Annotated in this window: 18 protein-coding genes and 1 tRNA gene; 10 read left to right on the forward strand and 9 right to left on the reverse strand. The window is 27.1% G+C overall.

From position 1 onward, the window contains the following. Nucleotides 1-13: 13 nt before the first annotated feature. Nucleotides 14-2,071 (reverse strand): S9 family peptidase, encoded by a 2,058-nt coding sequence (locus BX611_RS07005; RefSeq protein WP_115879583.1) that lies wholly within the window; start codon nt 2,069-2,071, stop codon nt 14-16. Between the two features lie 67 nt (nt 2,072-2,138). Between BX611_RS07005 and BX611_RS07010 the strand changes: the two genes are divergently transcribed. Beyond that, on the forward strand, nt 2,139-2,459 hold the full coding sequence (locus tag BX611_RS07010) for a YbaB/EbfC family nucleoid-associated protein (RefSeq protein ID WP_115879585.1): 321 nt from the start codon (nt 2,139-2,141) through the stop codon (nt 2,457-2,459). 2 nt (nt 2,460-2,461) lie between these two features. Here the strand turns inward: BX611_RS07010 and BX611_RS07015 are convergent, their stop codons facing one another. After that, on the reverse strand, nt 2,462-3,889 hold the full coding sequence (locus BX611_RS07015) for an ATP-dependent DNA helicase (RefSeq protein ID WP_115879587.1): 1,428 nt from the start codon (nt 3,887-3,889) through the stop codon (nt 2,462-2,464). Between the two features lie 104 nt (nt 3,890-3,993). Between BX611_RS07015 and BX611_RS07020 the strand changes: the two genes are divergently transcribed. From BX611_RS07020 to rsmD, 3 genes are read left to right on the forward strand one after another with little or no spacing between them, the layout of a single operon-like run. After that, entirely contained in the window at nt 3,994-4,722 is a 729-nt protein-coding gene (locus BX611_RS07020) for a hypothetical protein (RefSeq protein WP_115879589.1), read from the forward strand. Next, nucleotides 4,691-5,533 (forward strand): DUF3822 family protein, encoded by an 843-nt coding sequence (locus BX611_RS07025; protein ID WP_115879591.1) that lies wholly within the window; start codon nt 4,691-4,693, stop codon nt 5,531-5,533. Before BX611_RS07020 ends, BX611_RS07025 begins: the two co-directional genes overlap by 32 nt. Then, a complete protein-coding gene (gene rsmD, locus BX611_RS07030) occupies nt 5,533-6,087 on the forward strand; it encodes a 16S rRNA (guanine(966)-N(2))-methyltransferase RsmD (protein ID WP_115879593.1) in 555 nt (184 codons plus the stop codon). Before BX611_RS07025 ends, rsmD begins: the two co-directional genes overlap by 1 nt. Here rsmD and BX611_RS07035 read toward each other — a convergent pair. The 5 genes from BX611_RS07035 to BX611_RS07055 form a co-directional block, all read right to left on the reverse strand. After that, complete coding sequence (locus tag BX611_RS07035) at nt 6,079-7,032, reverse strand: AAA family ATPase (protein WP_115880465.1); 954 nt, start codon at nt 7,030-7,032, stop codon at nt 6,079-6,081. The genes rsmD and BX611_RS07035 overlap by 9 nt on opposite strands. Before the next feature lies 1 nt (nt 7,033). After that, nucleotides 7,034-8,392: a peptidylprolyl isomerase gene (locus tag BX611_RS07040; protein ID WP_240324921.1), complete on the reverse strand. Its 1,359-nt coding sequence runs from the start codon at nt 8,390-8,392 to the stop codon at nt 7,034-7,036. Nucleotide 8,393: 1 nt separating this feature from the next. Then, on the reverse strand, nt 8,394-9,242 hold the full coding sequence (locus tag BX611_RS07045) for a peptidyl-prolyl cis-trans isomerase (RefSeq protein WP_115879595.1): 849 nt from the start codon (nt 9,240-9,242) through the stop codon (nt 8,394-8,396). Between the two features lies 1 nt (nt 9,243). Continuing rightward, on the reverse strand, nt 9,244-10,851 hold the full coding sequence (locus BX611_RS07050; RefSeq protein WP_115879597.1) for a peptidylprolyl isomerase: 1,608 nt from the start codon (nt 10,849-10,851) through the stop codon (nt 9,244-9,246). A gap of 94 nt (nt 10,852-10,945) precedes the next feature. Next, nucleotides 10,946-11,227 (reverse strand): DUF493 family protein, encoded by a 282-nt coding sequence (locus tag BX611_RS07055; RefSeq protein WP_115879599.1) that lies wholly within the window; start codon nt 11,225-11,227, stop codon nt 10,946-10,948. Between the two features lie 118 nt (nt 11,228-11,345). Between BX611_RS07055 and BX611_RS07060 the strand changes: the two genes are divergently transcribed. The 5 genes from BX611_RS07060 to BX611_RS07080 all read left to right on the forward strand — a co-directional run bounded on the left by BX611_RS07060 (nt 11,346) and on the right by BX611_RS07080 (nt 15,841). Beyond that, a complete protein-coding gene (locus BX611_RS07060; protein WP_115879601.1) occupies nt 11,346-11,879 on the forward strand; it encodes an AAA family ATPase in 534 nt (177 codons plus the stop codon). Further along, complete coding sequence (locus tag BX611_RS07065; protein ID WP_240324922.1) at nt 11,879-13,774, forward strand: RecQ family ATP-dependent DNA helicase; 1,896 nt, start codon at nt 11,879-11,881, stop codon at nt 13,772-13,774. Before BX611_RS07060 ends, BX611_RS07065 begins: the two co-directional genes overlap by 1 nt. Beyond that, nucleotides 13,774-14,718: a methionyl-tRNA formyltransferase gene (gene fmt / locus BX611_RS07070; protein ID WP_181897237.1), complete on the forward strand. Its 945-nt coding sequence runs from the start codon at nt 13,774-13,776 to the stop codon at nt 14,716-14,718. Before BX611_RS07065 ends, fmt begins: the two co-directional genes overlap by 1 nt. A gap of 187 nt (nt 14,719-14,905) precedes the next feature. After that, entirely contained in the window at nt 14,906-15,178 is a 273-nt protein-coding gene (locus BX611_RS07075; RefSeq protein WP_115879606.1) for an HU family DNA-binding protein, read from the forward strand. Nucleotides 15,179-15,283: 105 nt separating this feature from the next. Beyond that, nucleotides 15,284-15,841: a YqgE/AlgH family protein gene (locus BX611_RS07080; protein ID WP_115879608.1), complete on the forward strand. Its 558-nt coding sequence runs from the start codon at nt 15,284-15,286 to the stop codon at nt 15,839-15,841. Here BX611_RS07080 and BX611_RS07085 read toward each other — a convergent pair. Continuing rightward, entirely contained in the window at nt 15,833-16,651 is an 819-nt protein-coding gene (locus tag BX611_RS07085; RefSeq protein ID WP_115879610.1) for an aminotransferase class IV, read from the reverse strand. The genes BX611_RS07080 and BX611_RS07085 overlap by 9 nt on opposite strands. Before the next feature lie 78 nt (nt 16,652-16,729). Further along, a complete protein-coding gene (locus tag BX611_RS07090) occupies nt 16,730-17,113 on the reverse strand; it encodes an START-like domain-containing protein (RefSeq protein WP_115879612.1) in 384 nt (127 codons plus the stop codon). Nucleotides 17,114-17,240: 127 nt separating this feature from the next. Here BX611_RS07090 and BX611_RS07095 point away from each other — a divergent pair. Further along, nucleotides 17,241-17,314, forward strand: a tRNA-Met gene (locus BX611_RS07095). Nucleotides 17,315-17,850: the final 536 nt, after the last annotated feature.

A 17,850-nucleotide genomic window follows, 5' to 3' on the forward strand; every position in this document is an offset into this window, starting at 1 on the left:
TTTTTTTAAATCTCTATGTAACTTCTAAATCTAAAATAAAACTATAGTCACGCGCAATCTCTTTTAAAGCATCAAACCTGCCCGAAGCACCGCCATGTCCGGCTTCCATATTGGTATGCATTATTAAAATATTATTATCAGTTTTTAATTCACGTAATTTAGCTACCCATTTAGCAGGTTCAAAATATTGCACTTGAGAATCATGAAGTCCTGTTGTAACCAACATATTAGGATAATTTTGACAAACAACATTATCATACGGAGAATACAATTTCATATATTCATAATACTTTTTCTCATTTGGATTTCCCCATTCATCATATTCACCTGTTGTAAGCGGAATGCTATCATCTAACATTGTAGTAACAACATCAACAAAGGGAACAGCAGAAATTATACCTTTATATAATTCAGGATTCATATTAATAATTGCTCCCATTAATAAACCTCCCGCAGAGCCACCACTTGCATATAAATGTTCTTTAGATGTATATTCTTGTTCTATTAAAAATTTTGAACAGTCAATAAAATCGGTAAATGTGTTTATTTTGTTTAGTAGCTTACCATTTTCATACCAATTTCGTCCTAAATACTCACTTCCTCTAACATGTGCAATTGCAAAAACAAAACCTCTGTCTAACAAACTAAGTCGGGTTGAACTAAAACCTGCATCAATAGTATGTCCATATGAGCCGTAACCATATAAAAGCAAAGGAGTATTTTTTGAAATCTCAGTACTCTTTTTATATACTAATGAAATTGCTATTTTGGTTCTATCTTTTGAGGTTGCCCACAAACGTTCACTTTTATAATTATTCTTATCAAATTTTCCTCCTAAAACTTCTTGTTCTTTTTTTACTTCTTTAGTTTTATCTAAAACATTAAAATCAATTACAGAGCTAGGCGTAGTCATAGAATTATAGCCATAGCGAATTACATTTGTATCAAATTCAGGATTGAAATAAACTCCAGCTGAATAAGCTTCTTCTTCAAAAGGAAGGTAAAAATCTTCAGAATTATCCCAACGCAAAATTCTTATTTTATTCAATCCATTACTTCGTTCTTCAACAACTAAAAAATCTTTAAAAATTGAGATATCCTCTAATAAAACATCTTCTCTATGTGGAATTACATCAATCCAGTTTTCTTTTAATGTCTCCGAACTTGAAGTTTTCATTAACTTAAAATTAGTTGCATTATCTTTATTGGTAAGTATGTAAAAATAATTATTATAGTGTGCTATATTATATTCTAAATCACGTTCTCTAGGTTGAAATAATTTAAATTCCCCTGTTGGATTATCAGCTTTTAAAATCCTGTATTCTGTTGAAACAGTACTGTGGGAGCCTATAATAATGTATTTATCCGATTTTGTTCTGTAAACGTATGTATTAAAAGCTTCTTCTTCTTCATAAAAAACTTCTACATCTAATGCTGGATCTGTTCCCAAAACATGTCGAAATATTTTTTCGCTTCTTAACGTTTTTGGGTTTTGTTGCGTATAAAAAACAGTTTTATTATCTGATGCCCAAGCTGCACTACCAGTAGTATTTTCTATTTTTTCCGAAAATAATTGGTTTGTTTCTAAATTTTTAAATTGTAACGTATATTCTCTTCTACCAACAGTATCTATTCCAAATGCTACATATTTATTATTCGGACTTACTGATAAACCTGTTAATTTATAATAATTATGACTTTCAGCTAAAACATTTACATCAAATAATATTTCTTCAATAGCTTCTAAAGTTTCCTTTTTTCGGGTGTAAATAGGATATTGATTTCCTGATTTAAAACGAGTTATATAAAAATAATTATTCTTTTTATAAGGAACAGACTCATCATCTTCCTTAATTCTAGCTTTCATTTCTTCAAATAAATCCTCCTGAAATTGTTTAGTATGTGCTGTTTTTAAATCATAATAATCATTTTCAGCATTTAAATAATCTATTACTTTCGGGTTTTCTCTATCATTAAGCCAATAATAATTATCTATTCTAACATCGCCGTGAATTTTTAATTCCTTTCTAATTTTATCAGCAATTGGGGTATTTATTTCGTTTTCCGACATTTATATTTTTTTACTAGTTTGCAAAAATACTATATTTGTGCTTTTAACTTGTTAAATTTAAAATAAAATGTTTGGAGACTTATCTGGAATGATGGCAAAGCTTAAAGAAGCTCAACAAAAAATAGAAGATACAAAAGCTAGATTAAACACTATTTTGATTGATGGTGAAGCTAATAATGGTAATATTAAAGTTACCGTAACAGCAAACAGACACGTTAAAAATATTTCTATTTCAGAAGAATTAACCGATAAAGAAGAAATTGAAGATTATTTAATAATTGCTTTAAACAGTGCTTTGGAAAAAGCTAATGAAATAAGTGAAACAGAACTTGCAGCTGCTGCAAAAAATGGAATGCCAAATATTCCTGGAATGGATCTATTTAAATAAAGTTATTCAATAAAAAAATCATCTTTAAAACCAATTAAATACACTTTTTCTTGCGCTCTGGTAACTGCAGTATATAGCCATCTTAAGTACTCAATATTTTGTCCATCAGGCAAATAAGGTTGCTCAACAAAAACTGTTTTCCATTGCCCACCTTGTGATTTATGACAGGTTACTGCATAAGAAAATTTTACTTGTAACGCATTAAAATATTTGCTCTTTTTAACTCCTAGTAACTGCTTGTATTTAGATTTTTCATGTAAAAAATCTTTACGAACTTCATGATACAATTTATTTGACTCTTCGTAAGATAAAGATGGAGATTCTGAAGTTAAAGTATCTAATAACAATACCGTTTCAAAAGGTTTTTCATTTGGGTAATCAATCATCCTTACTTTTACTTCAGCAAATCTAAATCCATATAAATCTTTAATATTAAAAATTTGAAGAATTTCGCAAATATCACCATTGGCAATAAAACCAGCTTCACTGGATTCTTTTAACCAGAAATAATTATTTTTTACAACCATTACAAAATCTCCTGTTGAAATTTCGTTTTCCTGCCCTCTTATTTTACTTCTAATTTGTTGATTATACTGATTAGCACGTTTATTTGAACGCACAATAAATGCCGTATCCTCTACTCCAATATTATCATACGCAGTATTTATGGCGTCTTCAATTTCATAACCATCTATTAATCTAATTAAATCAGGATAACCTAACTTAAATTGAAAGGTTTCAAATCCATTATTCGATAAAATCAACCGTAATTCAGTTGCATTAATTAAAATACCTGAATCTACATGTTGACGCATGACTTCATTTAACTCAATTTCAGTTACATCCTTGTTATAATTTAACTCTAATTTTTGAGCATCTAAAGCTGGGCTAATATCTAATTTTACCGGTGGTAATTGTGCAGTATCACCTATAAATATAATTTTACAATGAACACCTGCGTATACAAAAGAAATTAAATCATCCAGTAGAGAACCATTTTCAAACAATTTTGCATTACTTGGGCTATCAGGAATCATTGAAGCCTCATCAATAATAAAAATGGTATTTGTATGCTTATTTGTTTGCAGTGTAAAATCTACTCCTCCTGCTTTATTTTTTTTAGGAAAGTATATTTTTTTATGAATTGTAAAAGCCTGCCTGTTGGAATACCCTGAAATTACTTTTGCAGCTCTCCCTGTTGGTGCTAACAAAACAGCTTTTTTACCAACGCGCCATAAATTATTAACTACAGTACTAATTGTAGTTGTTTTTCCAGTACCAGCATAACCTTTAATTAAAAACAAAGCATTATTGTTGTTCTCAAAAATAAATTCTGATAAATTTTCTAACAATAAATTTTGCGAATTTGTTGGTTCAAAAGGGAATTTTTCAACTAATTCTTTATAAAATTCTGGTGCGGTTTTTGTCATCTTTAAAATAAATTTCAAATATACAATTGATTTCTGCATAAAAGTTTTCCGCATTAAAAAAAATTTGTAGATTTGCGTACATTCACAAAACAAAAATAAAAATTATGACCTTTTTGATTATCGCAGCTGGTATTTTAGTTACAGCTCTTTTAGCGTATGCTATTGTAAATTATATTCCAAGAAAATTGCATTGGATAGTTTCAATAGTTTTAATTGCACTCGCAGCTTTATTAATTTACAAAATTAATTTTGAAATTAGAAAACCTATAAAATTTAACAAGGCTAAAAAAGCACGATATGCAAAGGTTATAAACAACCTTAAAATTATACGTGATGCTGAAGTAGCTCATAAAAAAGTAACAGGTACTTATACTGCCAATGGTGAAAATTTGATTAAATTTATTGATACTGCAAAATTTGCATTAACCCAAACAAGAAACGTTCCTAAAACAATTGATGTTGGTGGTGGAATTACTAAAGAAATTGAAGAAAGAGTTGTTGATACAATTGGGTACGAAGATGTAAAAGCACAATTTATAGGCAGGGATTACAAAAATATGCTGCAAATTCCTGGAACTGACCAGAAGTTTAAAATTGAAGTTGGTTTTGTTGAAAAAATTGCAGGTTTAAAAGCTCCAGTTTTTGAAGTAAAAGTTGATAAAGCTTTAATTTTAAAAGGAATGGACATGAATTTAGTAAAACAAGAAAAAGAAGCAATTGGTGGTGAAGAAATTAGAGGAGAATATGTACGAATTGGTTCTTTAGGTGAAGTAAGCGAAGACGGAAACTGGCCTCCATTTTATGATAAAGGAGATAAAAAAGATAACGAATAAAAACCTAGATTTTAAAAATCTAGAAGAAAACCATTTATCCATCCAACTTAGTTTGGATGGATTTTCTTTTTGTATTTATAACAAAGTTCACAATGCCATAAGTGTATTTGCTAATTATGAATTTGAAAAAACTCCAGCAACTCCTTTTGAACATTTAGAGTTTATAAAACAATTATATCATCAAGAAGAATTATTAAAATTAAAATATAAAACAGTAAATGTTACACATTTTAATAATTTAGTTACCCAAGTACCACTTCCATTCTTTAATAAGGATAATTTATCCGATTACTTACAAAATACTGTTAAAGTACTTGAGAATGATTACATTACCTATGATGAAGTAAATAATTCAGAAATAATTAATGTATACATTCCATTTGTAAATATTAATAACTTTTTAATTGATACGTATGGAACTTTTATTTTTAAACATTCATCTACAGTATTAATTGAAACACTTTTAAATAAATATAAAAATTTTGATGACGATTTTTGCTTTGTAAATGTTACTAATTTTAATTTTGAAATAGTAATTATAAAAAACAAAAAATTAGCATTATTTAATTGTTTTTCCTTTAAAACTAAGGAAGATTTTATTTACTATATTCTTTTTACAGCAGAACAACTAAACTTAAATCCTGAAGAATTTAACCTTGTTCTTTTAGGTGATATTGAACAAGAATCAGAATTATATAACATGCTATACCAATATATTAGAAATATAAAATTCTACGATTTTGAAAATCCAAATCAATCCATTGAAGGTCTTTCTTTACACTCACACTTTACTATTCTAAATCAAATTTAATGCGCATTATTTCAGGTAAATATAAAAGTAAACGTATTCAGGCTCCAAAAAAATTACCTGTTAGGCCAACCACAGATATGGCTAAAGAAGCACTATTTAACATTATAAATAACTTATATTATTTTGATGAATTAACAGTTTTGGACTTGTTTTCGGGTACTGGAAATATAAGTTATGAATTTGCGTCGAGAGGAACCTCCAATATTACTTCTGTAGATGCCAATTTTGGTTGTATAAAATTTATAAATGAAACCTCTAAAGAATTAGAAGCGACTATTAATACAATTAAAAGCGATGTCTTTAAATTTTTAGAAAATTCAACATCAAAATTTGACATAATTTTTGCTGATCCTCCGTATGATTTTGAATTAGAAAAATTTGAAAAAATTGTTGATTTAGTATTTCAAAATGAATTACTTACTGAAAATGGATTGTTAATTGTTGAACATTCTAAACACACCAAATTAGATACTCATAAAAAAATAAGTTATCAAAAAAAATATGGTGGAAACATGTTTAGTTTCTTTGAAAATTCAGAAGAAGAATTAGAATAAGGATTTTATTATTTGTTTTTCAGAAATTCCTTCAGCCTCAGCTTTATAATTTTTAACAATTCTGTGTTTTAGAATTGAATAAGCTACTGCTTGAACATCTTCAATATCTGGCGAATATTTACCATTAACTGCTGCATTTGCTTTTGCACCTAAAATTAAATTTTGTGAAGCTCTTGGCCCAGCACCCCAATCAATATAATTATTTACTATTTCTGGAGAAAATTCTGAATTTGGTCTTGTTTTAGAAACTAATTTAACCGCATACTCAATTACATTATTTGCAACTGGAATTCTTCTAACCAAATGTTGAAAATTAATAATTTCTTCTGAAGTTAATATTGAATTTATTTTTGTTTTTTCATCATTTGTTGTGCTTTTAACAACTTCAACTTCTTCATCAAAACTTGGATAATCCAATTGAATAGAAAACATAAACCTATCCAATTGTGCTTCTGGTAGTGGGTAAGTTCCCTCCTGCTCAATTGGGTTTTGAGTTGCTAATACAAAAAATGGTTCAGCTAAAATATGATGATGCCCCGCAACAGTTACAGAACGCTCTTGCATAGCTTCCAAGAGTGCAGCTTGTGTTTTTGGCGGTGTTCTATTTATTTCATCAGCTAATATAATATTGCTAAAAATAGGACCTTTTATGAATTTAAAATGACTGGTTTCATCTAATATTTCACTTCCTAAAATATCAGATGGCATTAAATCTGGTGTAAATTGAATACGTTTAAAGTTTAATCCTAAAGTTTCGGCTATTGTGTGTACAATTAGTGTTTTTGCTAATCCTGGAACTCCTATTAAAAGAGAATGTCCACCACTTAAAATTGAAAGTAAAATGTGGTCTATAGCTTCATTTTGACCAATAATTACCTTTCCAATTTCTTTTTTTAAATCTTTATGTTTTAGAACTAATTCTTTTAAAATATCAACATCAGACATATTATTCCTTTTTCCAATTATTTTTAAACTCACATTTTTTAAAATCCTTATTAATTTTTATGTAAGTGTCTTCAATTTTGTTTTTAGCCCATTTATCAACGGTTTCCTCTTGCTTTTTTTGTAATGTTAATTGTTGAATTTTTTCGTAATCTTGCGTGAAATTAGCAGTATGAGTTTCATTTTTGCTTTTCAACAATATAATTTTATGCATTTTTGCACCGCCTCTAATTTCATCAAAGAAAGGTTCTGTTATTTCACCTGCCTTTAGGCTACTTACTTTACTATATAAATTAGGATCCATACGTGTTAAATCAAAACGCGTATCGTTTGTTTGTGGGTTTAATATTAACCCTTTATTGCTTCTGGTTTCTATATCATCAGAATATTTAAGGACTGCATCTTCAAAAGTAATTTCACCATTTATAACTTGTTCACGTACTTTAGCCAACTCAGCTTTAGATGCATCTAATTCTTCCTGGGTAATTTTAGGTTGAATTAATATATGACGCACATCTCTCTCTTGACCTTTTACTTTTTCAACTTGGATAATATGAAAACCAAAACCAGATTCAAATGGTTCAGAAATTTCCCCTTCATCTAAACTAAAAGCCACTTCTTTAAATTCCTTAATAAAATTAGATTCTCTTGTAATAGTATATTTACCTCCTGCACCTGCACCATTTCCTGAAACAGCTGGATCATCAGAGTTTATTAATGCTTTAAGTCTAAAACTATATCCTTCTTCAATATCTTTTTTAATGCTATTTAGTTTTTCAAATACACGGTTGGTTTCTTCTTCAGTAGGTTTTAGGGTTTTTACAATTTGAGCCAATTCAATTTCTGCACTAAATTCAGGTAAACTATTTTCTTTTTCCAGATTTTTAAAATAAGTTCTAACTTCTTCTGGAGTTACATCAATTTTTTCAGTAATACTTGCGCGTTCACGTTGAATTAAAAGTTGTTCATTTTGTATGGTGTACAATTCTTTTCTAAGATCTTCTTCATCTGAAAAACCATAATATTCTACAACTGCATCTATTGATCCTAGTTGCTGACCAAAATAAGCTATATTACGTTCTACTTCAGAATTAACTTCGGCTTCAGAAACCTCAATACTATCAATAACAGCGTGATGAGCTAATAATTTTTGAGTCATAATTTCTTCAAGAATTTCACAATCTGTAATATCTATTTTACCCTCAATACGTTGCTGTAATTCTTTTTTAAACTTATCAATATCAGAATCTAATACAATATTTTTACCTACTACAACGGCAACACCATCCACTTTTATTCGTTCTTGAGCATTTATTCCAATAAAAATAAAAAGGAAAGCTATTAATATACTGTTTTTCATCATGTTAGTATGTTTCAATTTGTTGTTTTTTTCTTGCATCATCAATTAAAGTTTCTTCAATTTTTCTTAATAATAATAATTTACGTTGGTGTAAAATCATTTGCTTTATAGTTGGTGTTATGTAGCTTTTTGGGGCTATATCGTTTCGTTTTAACACCTCTTTTATGGTCACCAAATATAAGCTTAATGAATCTTCTTTTTGAATAAAATTTCCTTTTTTTAATATTTCGTTTTTATCAACATTTTTTAAAACTGTAACTTTAGAAACTAAGTCACTATATTTTACCCAAACTGAATCGTTTAAATGGTGAGAATTTAACGCTAACTCGTTTGCGTGTAAACTATCCAAATCCTTTTTTTTAGTTGATTTAAATAGCTTTAACAATTCATTTTTATTATAAACGTCTTTTCCAATCTTGATATATTTCAACTTCAACAATTCTTCATTTAGTTTAAAATTTTGATTGTTTTTTGAATAAAAATCATCAATATCCTCATTTGTAACAACGGTGTCTAAATATTGTTTAACTACCGCCTCTTTATAGGAATTAATAAATAAATCTTCACGGTATTTTTTAACCAAATTTTCAAAATCTTCCGCTTTGTTTTCTAAATTTAATTGTGCTTTAGATAAAAGAAGCTGTTGTTTAATCCAATTATTTATATAATTGTTGGCTAATAAAATACTATCGTTTGTATTAATTTCATTATTAAATATTTTTTTTAAATCATCTTTATACAAATACGTGTTATTTACACGTGCTACAGCTTCACGATTTTCATTTTTAATAGTGAAATAATTGCAGGAATGCAATACTAAAATCCCAATTATATAAATATATAATTTCTTCAATTTAAACTTTATTTAATTTTAATAATTTCTTTTTTACCTTATTATTTATTTTAACCTGATACTTTTTGTGCAAAGAATCAATCCATAATTTTTCTAAATAATTTTGGTAATCGCTAATTACTACTCCTTTAATATCTTCTAAAATAGCTCCTTTATATTTTTTATCTTTAACAGCATTAAAATAATTTGAAAGCCCTAAACTATCTTTAGATTTTTCCCATACTTTCTTTTCCAACAAATCAAAAAGTAATAACCCTTCTTTAAATTCATTATAAGTTGCCGCAAACTCTTTATTGGTAAACTCAATATTTTCTTTATAATAGTTTAAAACTTCTTGTTCTTTAAAACTATTAAAGGCCTCATTTACTGTATTATATTTAGCTTTCTTTAAAAAAGACACAAAACTATTCTGATTTATATTTTTATTCTCTATTGTAAGTATGTTGCTGTTAAATATTTTTGAATCATTTCTCCAATCATCAGTTTTAAATTGATTTAGTGCATTTTCATGAACCCTTATTTCGTATTCATCAAATAATTTATCAACAACTGATTGCCCTATTAAATTTGAACGGTTATCTCTTTTAATCTTTTGAGTTAGATTATCCTTGACTTTTTCAAAACTTTCAATTGGATATTTATTCAACAATTTTATAATATGCCAACCATATTTAGTTTGAAAAGGTGTTGAAATTTCTCCTACTGTTTGCAGTTTAAACGCAACATTAGAAAAATCTTCAACCATTTGACCGTAACTAAATTTATTTAATTTTCCACCATTAACAGCACTTGCATTATCTTCTGAAACTCTAGTTGCAATTGCTTCAAAACTTTCATTTTCATTTATCACTAAATTATAAATTGAATCTATTCTCTTTTTTGCTTTATTAGATTCGCTTTTTAACATAATATGTGCAACTTCCAATTCTCCTCTTGCATCTCTTTTATCATGCACTTGCACAATATGATATCCAAATTTTGTTTTAAATGGTTTAGAAATAGTATTAACAGGAGTTGAATATACAGCATTTTCAAAAGGATAAACCATTTGCAAAGCAGTAAAAAAACCTAAATTACCTCCATTTTGCTCAACAGATGGATCCTCAGAATATTGTTTAGCTACTTCAGAAAATGATTTTCCCTGCAGCACTTTTTCACGAGCTTCTAACAATTTATTATAGGCTAGTAAAGTGTCATTTGGAGTTGCGTTGGGCTTTATAAAAACAAGCATATGGCTTGCGTTAACTTCTTTTAAAAGCCTTTCATAAGCTTCTTTAACCAATTTGTCAGTTACTTCTTTATCTTTTAAATAAGGCTGAATCAGTCTGTTTTTATAATCTTTTAATTCATTAATATATTTTTGAAAAGTATCTAGTTTTAAATCTTTTGCTTCTTTTACCTTTAGTTTATAGTTTATAAATAACTTTAAATAATCTTCTAAACTATTTGCTGAATCAGGAATAATGTTTCTATTTTTTTCATAATTATAAATAAATTCCTGAGTATCATAAGAAGCATCATTTATTCTAAATAATGTTGACTGTTTAGTTTGAGAAAAACTATAAATACTAACAAAACAAAAAATAATTAATACATTATTTAACTTCATAAAACTGTAATTTTTGTTTTTAAATTAAAACATATAAGATTAACAAAAAACGCTGCAATTTATTTTATATTTTTTAATTTGAATGTTAAAGCAATCACAAAGAAATTATACCTTCTATTTTTTCTGCTAGCTGATATTTTAAAATAATATCATCAGCTTTTTTCATAACAATATGAATTGAAACGCTGGTGTATTTTCCTGTTTTTGAAGTTTTTTTATTAATTACTGCACCTTCATAATTAAATAAATTTTCAACCTGATCAATTTTAGAAGTATCAGAAGGTACAATAAATTTAAAAAGGTATTTTGTTGGAAAACTAGTATCCTGTTTTAATTTTTTCTTTAATTTTTTATAAAATTGTGTTCTATTATCCATCTACTTTTTTTTAAAAATATAAATTGCAAATATAATACCAAGCTAAAATGTTAATATTTTACTGACAAAATTACATTAATATTTTAGTATAATTTATTGAATAACTTATTTTTGTAATATGCAAAATAAAATTGTAATAACTGGCGGACCAGGAACTGGAAAATCTACGGTAATTGAAGAACTTAATAATCGTAATTTTTTATGTATGTCCGAAATTTCAAGAGAAGTTATATTAAATGCTCGCGCTGATGGAATTGAACAATTATTTTTAAAAAAACCATTACTATTTAGTGAGTTATTGCTTGAAGGCAGAATTAACCAGTATATTGAAGCAGAGAAAAAAAATACTGATGTTGTTTTTTTCGATAGAGGAATTCCTGATGTGCATGCGTATATGAATTATATAAGTATCGATTACCCAAAAACGTATGTAAACAAGAGTAATTTATACCGATACAATTACATTTTTTTAATGCCACCATGGGAAGAAATTTATATTTCAGATAACGAACGTTATGAAAATTTTGAGCAGGCTTTAGCAATTCACAACCATTTAGAACGTACATATAAAAACTTAAATTACCCAATTATTGAAGTTCCAACCGGAACAGTAGAAGAAAGAGCTGATTTTATTTTGAAGTGTATTAAATAATGAATACACCTATTGATATATTAAAAACATATTGGAATTACAATCAATTTAGAGCGCCTCAAGAAGAAATAATTAATACAGTTATTAACCGTAAAGATTGTGTGGTTTTATTACCAACAGGAGGTGGAAAATCTATTTGTTATCAAGTTCCAGCTCTCCTTTTAGAAGGAGTTTGTGTTGTTATTTCTCCATTAATAGCTTTAATTAAAGATCAGGTAAATAGTTTATTAGAAAAAAATATTAAGGCAATTGCCTTAACTTCACAACTTTCACAAGAAGAAATTATAATTGCCTTTGATAATTTACAGTTTGGCGGATTTAAATTTTTATACTTATCCCCTGAAAAACTGCAATCAAAATTTATTCAAGATAAAATTAAACAATTAAAAGTTTCCCTTATAGCAATTGATGAAGCGCATTGTATTTCAGAATGGGGACACGATTTTAGGCCATCTTATTTAAAACTACCTATTTTAAAAGAATTACAACCCAATGCAACTATAATAGCTTTAACTGCAACAGCAACTGAAAGGGTAATTTTAGATATCAGCAAAAATTTAGAAATTGAAAATGCTACGCTATTCAAAAAATCATTTCAAAGAGATAATTTAACATACCAAGTTATTTATACCGAAAATTTTTATGGAAAACTATTGCAAATACTTCAAAAAATAAACGAATCTGTAATTATTTATACAAATAACAGAAAACAAACAAAAGAAGTAAACAACTACATAAACAAAAACAATTTTAAAAGTACCTTTTATCATGGAGGACTATCATTTAAAGAAAAAAATACAGCTTATGCAAGTTGGATAACTGACCAAACGCCTATTATGGTTGCAACAAATGCATTTGGAATGGGAATTGACAAATCTAACGTAAGGGCAGTTATACATTTAAATATTCCAAATAGTTTAGAAAATTATATTCAAGAAGCAGGAAGAGCAGGAAGAGATGGTAAAGAGTCTTTTTCAATAATTTTAACTAATGAAGCAACTATTTATAACACGGAAGAACGATTTAAAACAACAACACCTTCATTAAAATTTATAAAAAAAGTTTATTCAAATTTAAATCAATTTTATAAAATTTCACTTGGAGAACAGCCGCTTGAATTATTCAATTTTTCATTACAAGAATTTTGCGCAACATATAAATTAAACATTTTAAAAACCTATAATTCAATTAAAATATTAGAGCGAGAAAATATTATTTTACTAGATGAAAACTATACTAAAAAATCAGTTTTAAAATTTATAGTTAGTAATAAACACCTTTTTAATTATTTAGAAAACAATCCTTCAAAAAACAACTTAATTAAATTAATATTAAGAAGTTATGGTGGAATTTTTGAACACTTCACAATAATTGATGAGCATAATTTATCAATAAAATTAGGCATAAAAAAAAGTGAAGTGATTTCAATTTTAAAAAATTTAAATGAAACTGGAATTGTAAATTATACTTATGAAAATTCAAATTCTAAACTTTCATTTTTAGTAATTAGAGAGGATGCTTACACGATTAACAGAATTTCAAAAAATATTGAGAAACAACATCATTTAAAATATGAAAAATTAATGGCCACTATTTCATTTATCAGAAATAAAACAGCCTGTAGAAACATTCAACTACTCTCCTATTTTAATGAATATATAACTGAAAATTGTGGTAAATGTGATGTATGTATTTCAAAGAACAAAAATACTGAAATTACATTTCAAATTTTAAATCAAATTCTTGCATTGCTATCTGAACAGAGTTTGTCTTCACAAGAACTTTCTGTATTATTAAAATACAACGAAAAACAACTTTTAAATTCTCTTAAAATACTCTTAGAAAAAAATAAAATTGCCATAACTTCGCAAAATAAATTTAAATTAAAACTTTAATGAGAGATTTAAGAATTGTATTTATGGGAACACCAGAATTTGCTGTTGCCACTTTAGATGCACTTATAAAAGCAAAATTTAATGTAGTTGGTGTAATTACAGCTCCCGATAAACCTGCTGGTAGAGGTAGAAAATTAAATGAGTCTGCAGTTAAAAAATATGCTTTAGAACATAAATTAAACATTTTACAACCAACAAATTTAAAAGACGAAGATTTTATTAAAGAACTTGAAAACTTAAATGCCAATTTACAAATTGTTGTAGCATTTAGAATGTTACCAAAAATTGTTTGGCAACTACCAAAATATGGCACCTTTAATTTACACGCATCTTTACTCCCAAATTACAAAGGAGCAGCTCCAATAAACTGGGCTATAATAAATGGTGAAACAAAAACTGGTGTTTCAACATTTTTTATTGATGAAAAAATTGATACAGGAAATATTATTTTACAAGAAGAAGTTAAGATAGGAAAAGATGAAATTTTAGGTGAACTCTATAATAAACTAATGAATATTGGAAGTAATTTAGTTGTAGAAACTGTAAAAATGATTGAAAAAGGTGACGTTAAAACAAAAAAACAACCCGAAACTGAAGAAAAACCAGCGCCAAAAATATTTACAAAAACTTGTAAAATAAATTGGAACGACTCTCTAAATAATATTTATAATTTAATAAGAGGCTTAAATCCATATCCTGCAGCTTGGACAACCTTAATTAACAATGGAGAACCAATAAAAGTAAAAATATTTGATGTAAAACCTGAATTTAAAAATCACAACTTAAAATCAGGTTCAATTATTACATCAAAAAATGAAATTAAAGTTGCCGTTTCTAACGGTTTTGTAATAATTGAAAGTTTACAATTGGCAGGTAAAAAGAAAATGGATAGCAAAAGTTTATTAAACGGATATACGTTTTATCCAAATTCAATAATGAAATAAGCCCTATTTTAAAGGGCTTATAAGGCATTTTCACAAAAAAAAAGCTAGGTTATTAACATTTATAATCATTTATTAACAAAAAACTCACTTTTTTAGTCAAAAACTTGCATAAACCCTTATTCCATCTAACTTTGTTAAGCTTATTGTAAGCAAAAAATGTTTAACCAATTAATTTAAAATTTAAATTATGAACAAATCAGATTTAATTGATGCAATGGCAGCAGATGCTGGCATTTCAAAAGCAGCAGCTAAAGCAGCGTTAGAATCATTAACAGACAATGTAACAAAAACTCTTAAAAAAGGTGGTAAAGTTGCATTAGTAGGATGGGGAACTTGGTCAATTTCTAAAAGAGCAGCAAGAACTGGTAGAAATCCTCAAACAGGAGCTACTATTAAAATTGCAGCTAAAAATGTAGTTAAATTTAAAGCAGGTGCTGGATTTAGTGATGCAGTAAACTAATACATAAGAAATTTCTTATTACGCATTTAAACTCTTCAATTTTTTTGAAGAGTTTTTTTTATAATTAAATTTTACTATATTTAAAAAAACATTGTTCGTTTTTATATGATAGACAAAAATCCAACTAAAGGTAAATTATTAATTGCTGAACCCTCTATTCTTAATGATAAAGAGTTCAATAGATCTGTAATTTACTTAACTGAACATAATAAAGAAGGTTGTATTGGATTTATTTTAAATAAGCCTACTGAATTTGTTTTAAATGATTTAATCCCAGAAATTGAATGTGATTTTGTTGTTTATAATGGTGGGCCCGTTGAACAAGAAAACTTATACTTTATTCATAAAATTCCAGAATTAATTCCAGACAGTATTCAAATTGATGATGAATTTTATTGGGGAGGTGATTTTGATATACTTACAAAACTTTTACATAATAAAGCTATAAATGCTACAGATATTCGTTTTTTTCTAGGGTATTCAGGTTGGTCTATCAACCAATTGAATGAAGAATTAAAAGAATCTACTTGGGTTATTGTTAAAAACAAATATCCAAATATGTTAAACATTAAAAGCGATGATATTTGGAAAAACCAATTAATGGCTTTTGGAGGTGAATATCAAATTTGGGCAAATGCACCTAAAAACCCTGCATTAAACTAAGTCTTTTATTTTTAGAGATAATTCTCGTCCAATTGAAGTTTTAAAAATACTTTTTTTATATTTTGTGACTGGCTGAATTCCAATAATTGAATTTGTAATAAATACTTCATCTGCTTTTTGAAGTTCAAAAGGAGAAATGGCTATCTCTTCTATTGAATAATTATCGCTTTTTGAAAGCATTTCAATAATTTTTTTCCGCATTACTCCTTTAATACAGCCTTCTGTTATAGGTGGAGTTTTAATAATATTATCTTTAATTATAAAAATGTTTCCATTAATTGCTTCAACCACATATTTTTTTTCATTCAACAATATGCAATTATCAATATTATTTTCTTCAGCATAAATACTAGCCAATACATTCGTTATTTTATTAGTGGTTTTAATAGTTGACAACAAACCAGAATACACGTAATAATCTTTAAAAACATCTAATATATATATATCTTTTAATCCATAATTTAAATCTGAAGCCTCAATTAAATAGCTAGTTTCGTTACTTACTGGTGCATAAAAACCGCCATTATTTCTAAAAACAGTAAGTCGCACTCTTGCATTTTCTAAATTATTTGATTTAACAGTATTTATAATTTCATTTTCAAAATATTCCAATGTAAAAATCATTGGAATTTCCATTCTTAACATTCTCATTGAAGCCATTAATCTAAAATAATGATCTTCCAAAAAATGAACCTTGAAATTTTCAACTTTAATTGTTTCAAAAAGCGCATCCCCATATTTAAACGCCCTATTATTGGCATTAAATAATTCTATAGAATCGTTTACAAGTGAACCGTTAAAATTTATCATAAATTAAAAATAAGGTAGTAAAACTACATAAAAAAACCTTGAATGAGATCAAGGTTTTAAAATATAAAAAGTTTTTAATTAAGCGCCAATTGTATGTTTTAATTCATCAATTTGATTTTCCCAAAACATTTTAGATTCTTCTATTTCATCTTCTTCAGCAAAATCAGTAACAATTAATGATACATCTTTGGTTATTTCATCTACTTCAATTCTAAATTCAAAGAACGATTTATCGTCTTCGCCATCTAACCATTTAAATTTTATTTTTTCCTCGGGTCTTTCTTGTAAAACCTTTGCTTTTTCTTCTGATCCATCCCAGATAAAAGTAAATACTTCTCCTCTAGAATTCACATTGTCGGCAAACCATTCTGAAAGTCCAGAAGGTGTTCCAAAATATTGATATAACATATGAGGTGAAGCGTGTATCGGAAACTCTATTTCAAATTTTATTTTTGTTGACATCTCTTTTATTTAAAAGCACAATATATATAAATTATCCATTCTAAAAAAATTTAAATTATTAAAAAAAATAGCTAAATAAATTTGCGACAACAAGTTTTTTATTTTTATATTTGCACCCTCAATAAATGGCGTGGTAGCTCAGTTGGTTAGAGCGTCGGATTCATAACCCGGAGGTCTCCAGTTCAATTCTGGATCACGCTACAAATTTAAAGTCAACAAAACGAACAGTTTAGCTTTCTAAACTGTTTTTTTTATGTCTAGTTTAAATGAAATTCTTACCTTTAACTACGAAAGTGCATACGATTGCTTTTACTATTTTTCATTAATATTTATATTATCTATAGATACAGTTCCAAGTACTATTCCAAAAACATCTTTTTTTGTGTAAAAAACGTTAACTAATTTACCGAAAATGTGGTTTGAAATATATTGTTTGACTTTTTGATAATAAGATTGTTTTTTTCAGGACAATCAATATAAAGTAATCTCACTTTTATTTCGAAATTCCAACAATTATAGCCGCTTCACTTGGATAAAGTTTAGATCTTTAAGGATAGCTTTAAAAATAAAAATTGTTTCATTTGGAAAGAAAATCATTATAAAACTGTTGATTGTACAACTGATTTATCTAGTCCTATTTAATTATATTTTTAAGAACAGCAATTAAAGTTTAATAGGTAATTACAGCTTAAAATAGTTAATTAAATTCGCTGCTTAAAAACTAACCTACTTCAAAA

Source organism: Lutibacter oceani (genome assembly GCF_003384935.1).
In the GTDB taxonomy this organism is placed as follows: domain Bacteria; phylum Bacteroidota; class Bacteroidia; order Flavobacteriales; family Flavobacteriaceae; genus Lutibacter; species Lutibacter oceani.

What these genes read in the sequence shown, in the direction of transcription:
- BX611_RS07005 (WP_115879583.1), bottom strand. Translation starts at nt 2,071, where the DNA reads ATGTCGGAAAACGAAATAAATACCCCAATTGCTGATAAAATTAGAAAG.
- BX611_RS07010 (WP_115879585.1), top strand. Translation starts at nt 2,139, where the DNA reads ATGTTTGGAGACTTATCTGGAATGATGGCAAAGCTTAAAGAAGCTCAA.
- BX611_RS07015 (WP_115879587.1), bottom strand. Translation starts at nt 3,889, where the DNA reads ATGACAAAAACCGCACCAGAATTTTATAAAGAATTAGTTGAAAAATTC.
- BX611_RS07020 (WP_115879589.1), top strand. Translation starts at nt 3,994, where the DNA reads ATGACCTTTTTGATTATCGCAGCTGGTATTTTAGTTACAGCTCTTTTA.
- BX611_RS07025 (WP_115879591.1), top strand. Translation starts at nt 4,691, where the DNA reads ATGATAAAGGAGATAAAAAAGATAACGAATAAAAACCTAGATTTTAAA.
- rsmD (WP_115879593.1), top strand. Translation starts at nt 5,533, where the DNA reads ATGCGCATTATTTCAGGTAAATATAAAAGTAAACGTATTCAGGCTCCA.
- BX611_RS07035 (WP_115880465.1), bottom strand. Translation starts at nt 7,032, where the DNA reads ATGTCTGATGTTGATATTTTAAAAGAATTAGTTCTAAAACATAAAGAT.
- BX611_RS07040 (WP_240324921.1), bottom strand. Translation starts at nt 8,392, where the DNA reads ATGATGAAAAACAGTATATTAATAGCTTTCCTTTTTATTTTTATTGGA.
- BX611_RS07050 (WP_115879597.1), bottom strand. Translation starts at nt 10,851, where the DNA reads ATGAAGTTAAATAATGTATTAATTATTTTTTGTTTTGTTAGTATTTAT.
- BX611_RS07055 (WP_115879599.1), bottom strand. Translation starts at nt 11,227, where the DNA reads ATGGATAATAGAACACAATTTTATAAAAAATTAAAGAAAAAATTAAAA.
- BX611_RS07060 (WP_115879601.1), top strand. Translation starts at nt 11,346, where the DNA reads ATGCAAAATAAAATTGTAATAACTGGCGGACCAGGAACTGGAAAATCT.
- BX611_RS07065 (WP_240324922.1), top strand. Translation starts at nt 11,879, where the DNA reads ATGAATACACCTATTGATATATTAAAAACATATTGGAATTACAATCAA.
- fmt (WP_181897237.1), top strand. Translation starts at nt 13,774, where the DNA reads ATGAGAGATTTAAGAATTGTATTTATGGGAACACCAGAATTTGCTGTT.
- BX611_RS07075 (WP_115879606.1), top strand. Translation starts at nt 14,906, where the DNA reads ATGAACAAATCAGATTTAATTGATGCAATGGCAGCAGATGCTGGCATT.
- BX611_RS07080 (WP_115879608.1), top strand. Translation starts at nt 15,284, where the DNA reads ATGATAGACAAAAATCCAACTAAAGGTAAATTATTAATTGCTGAACCC.
- BX611_RS07085 (WP_115879610.1), bottom strand. Translation starts at nt 16,651, where the DNA reads ATGATAAATTTTAACGGTTCACTTGTAAACGATTCTATAGAATTATTT.
- BX611_RS07090 (WP_115879612.1), bottom strand. Translation starts at nt 17,113, where the DNA reads ATGTCAACAAAAATAAAATTTGAAATAGAGTTTCCGATACACGCTTCA.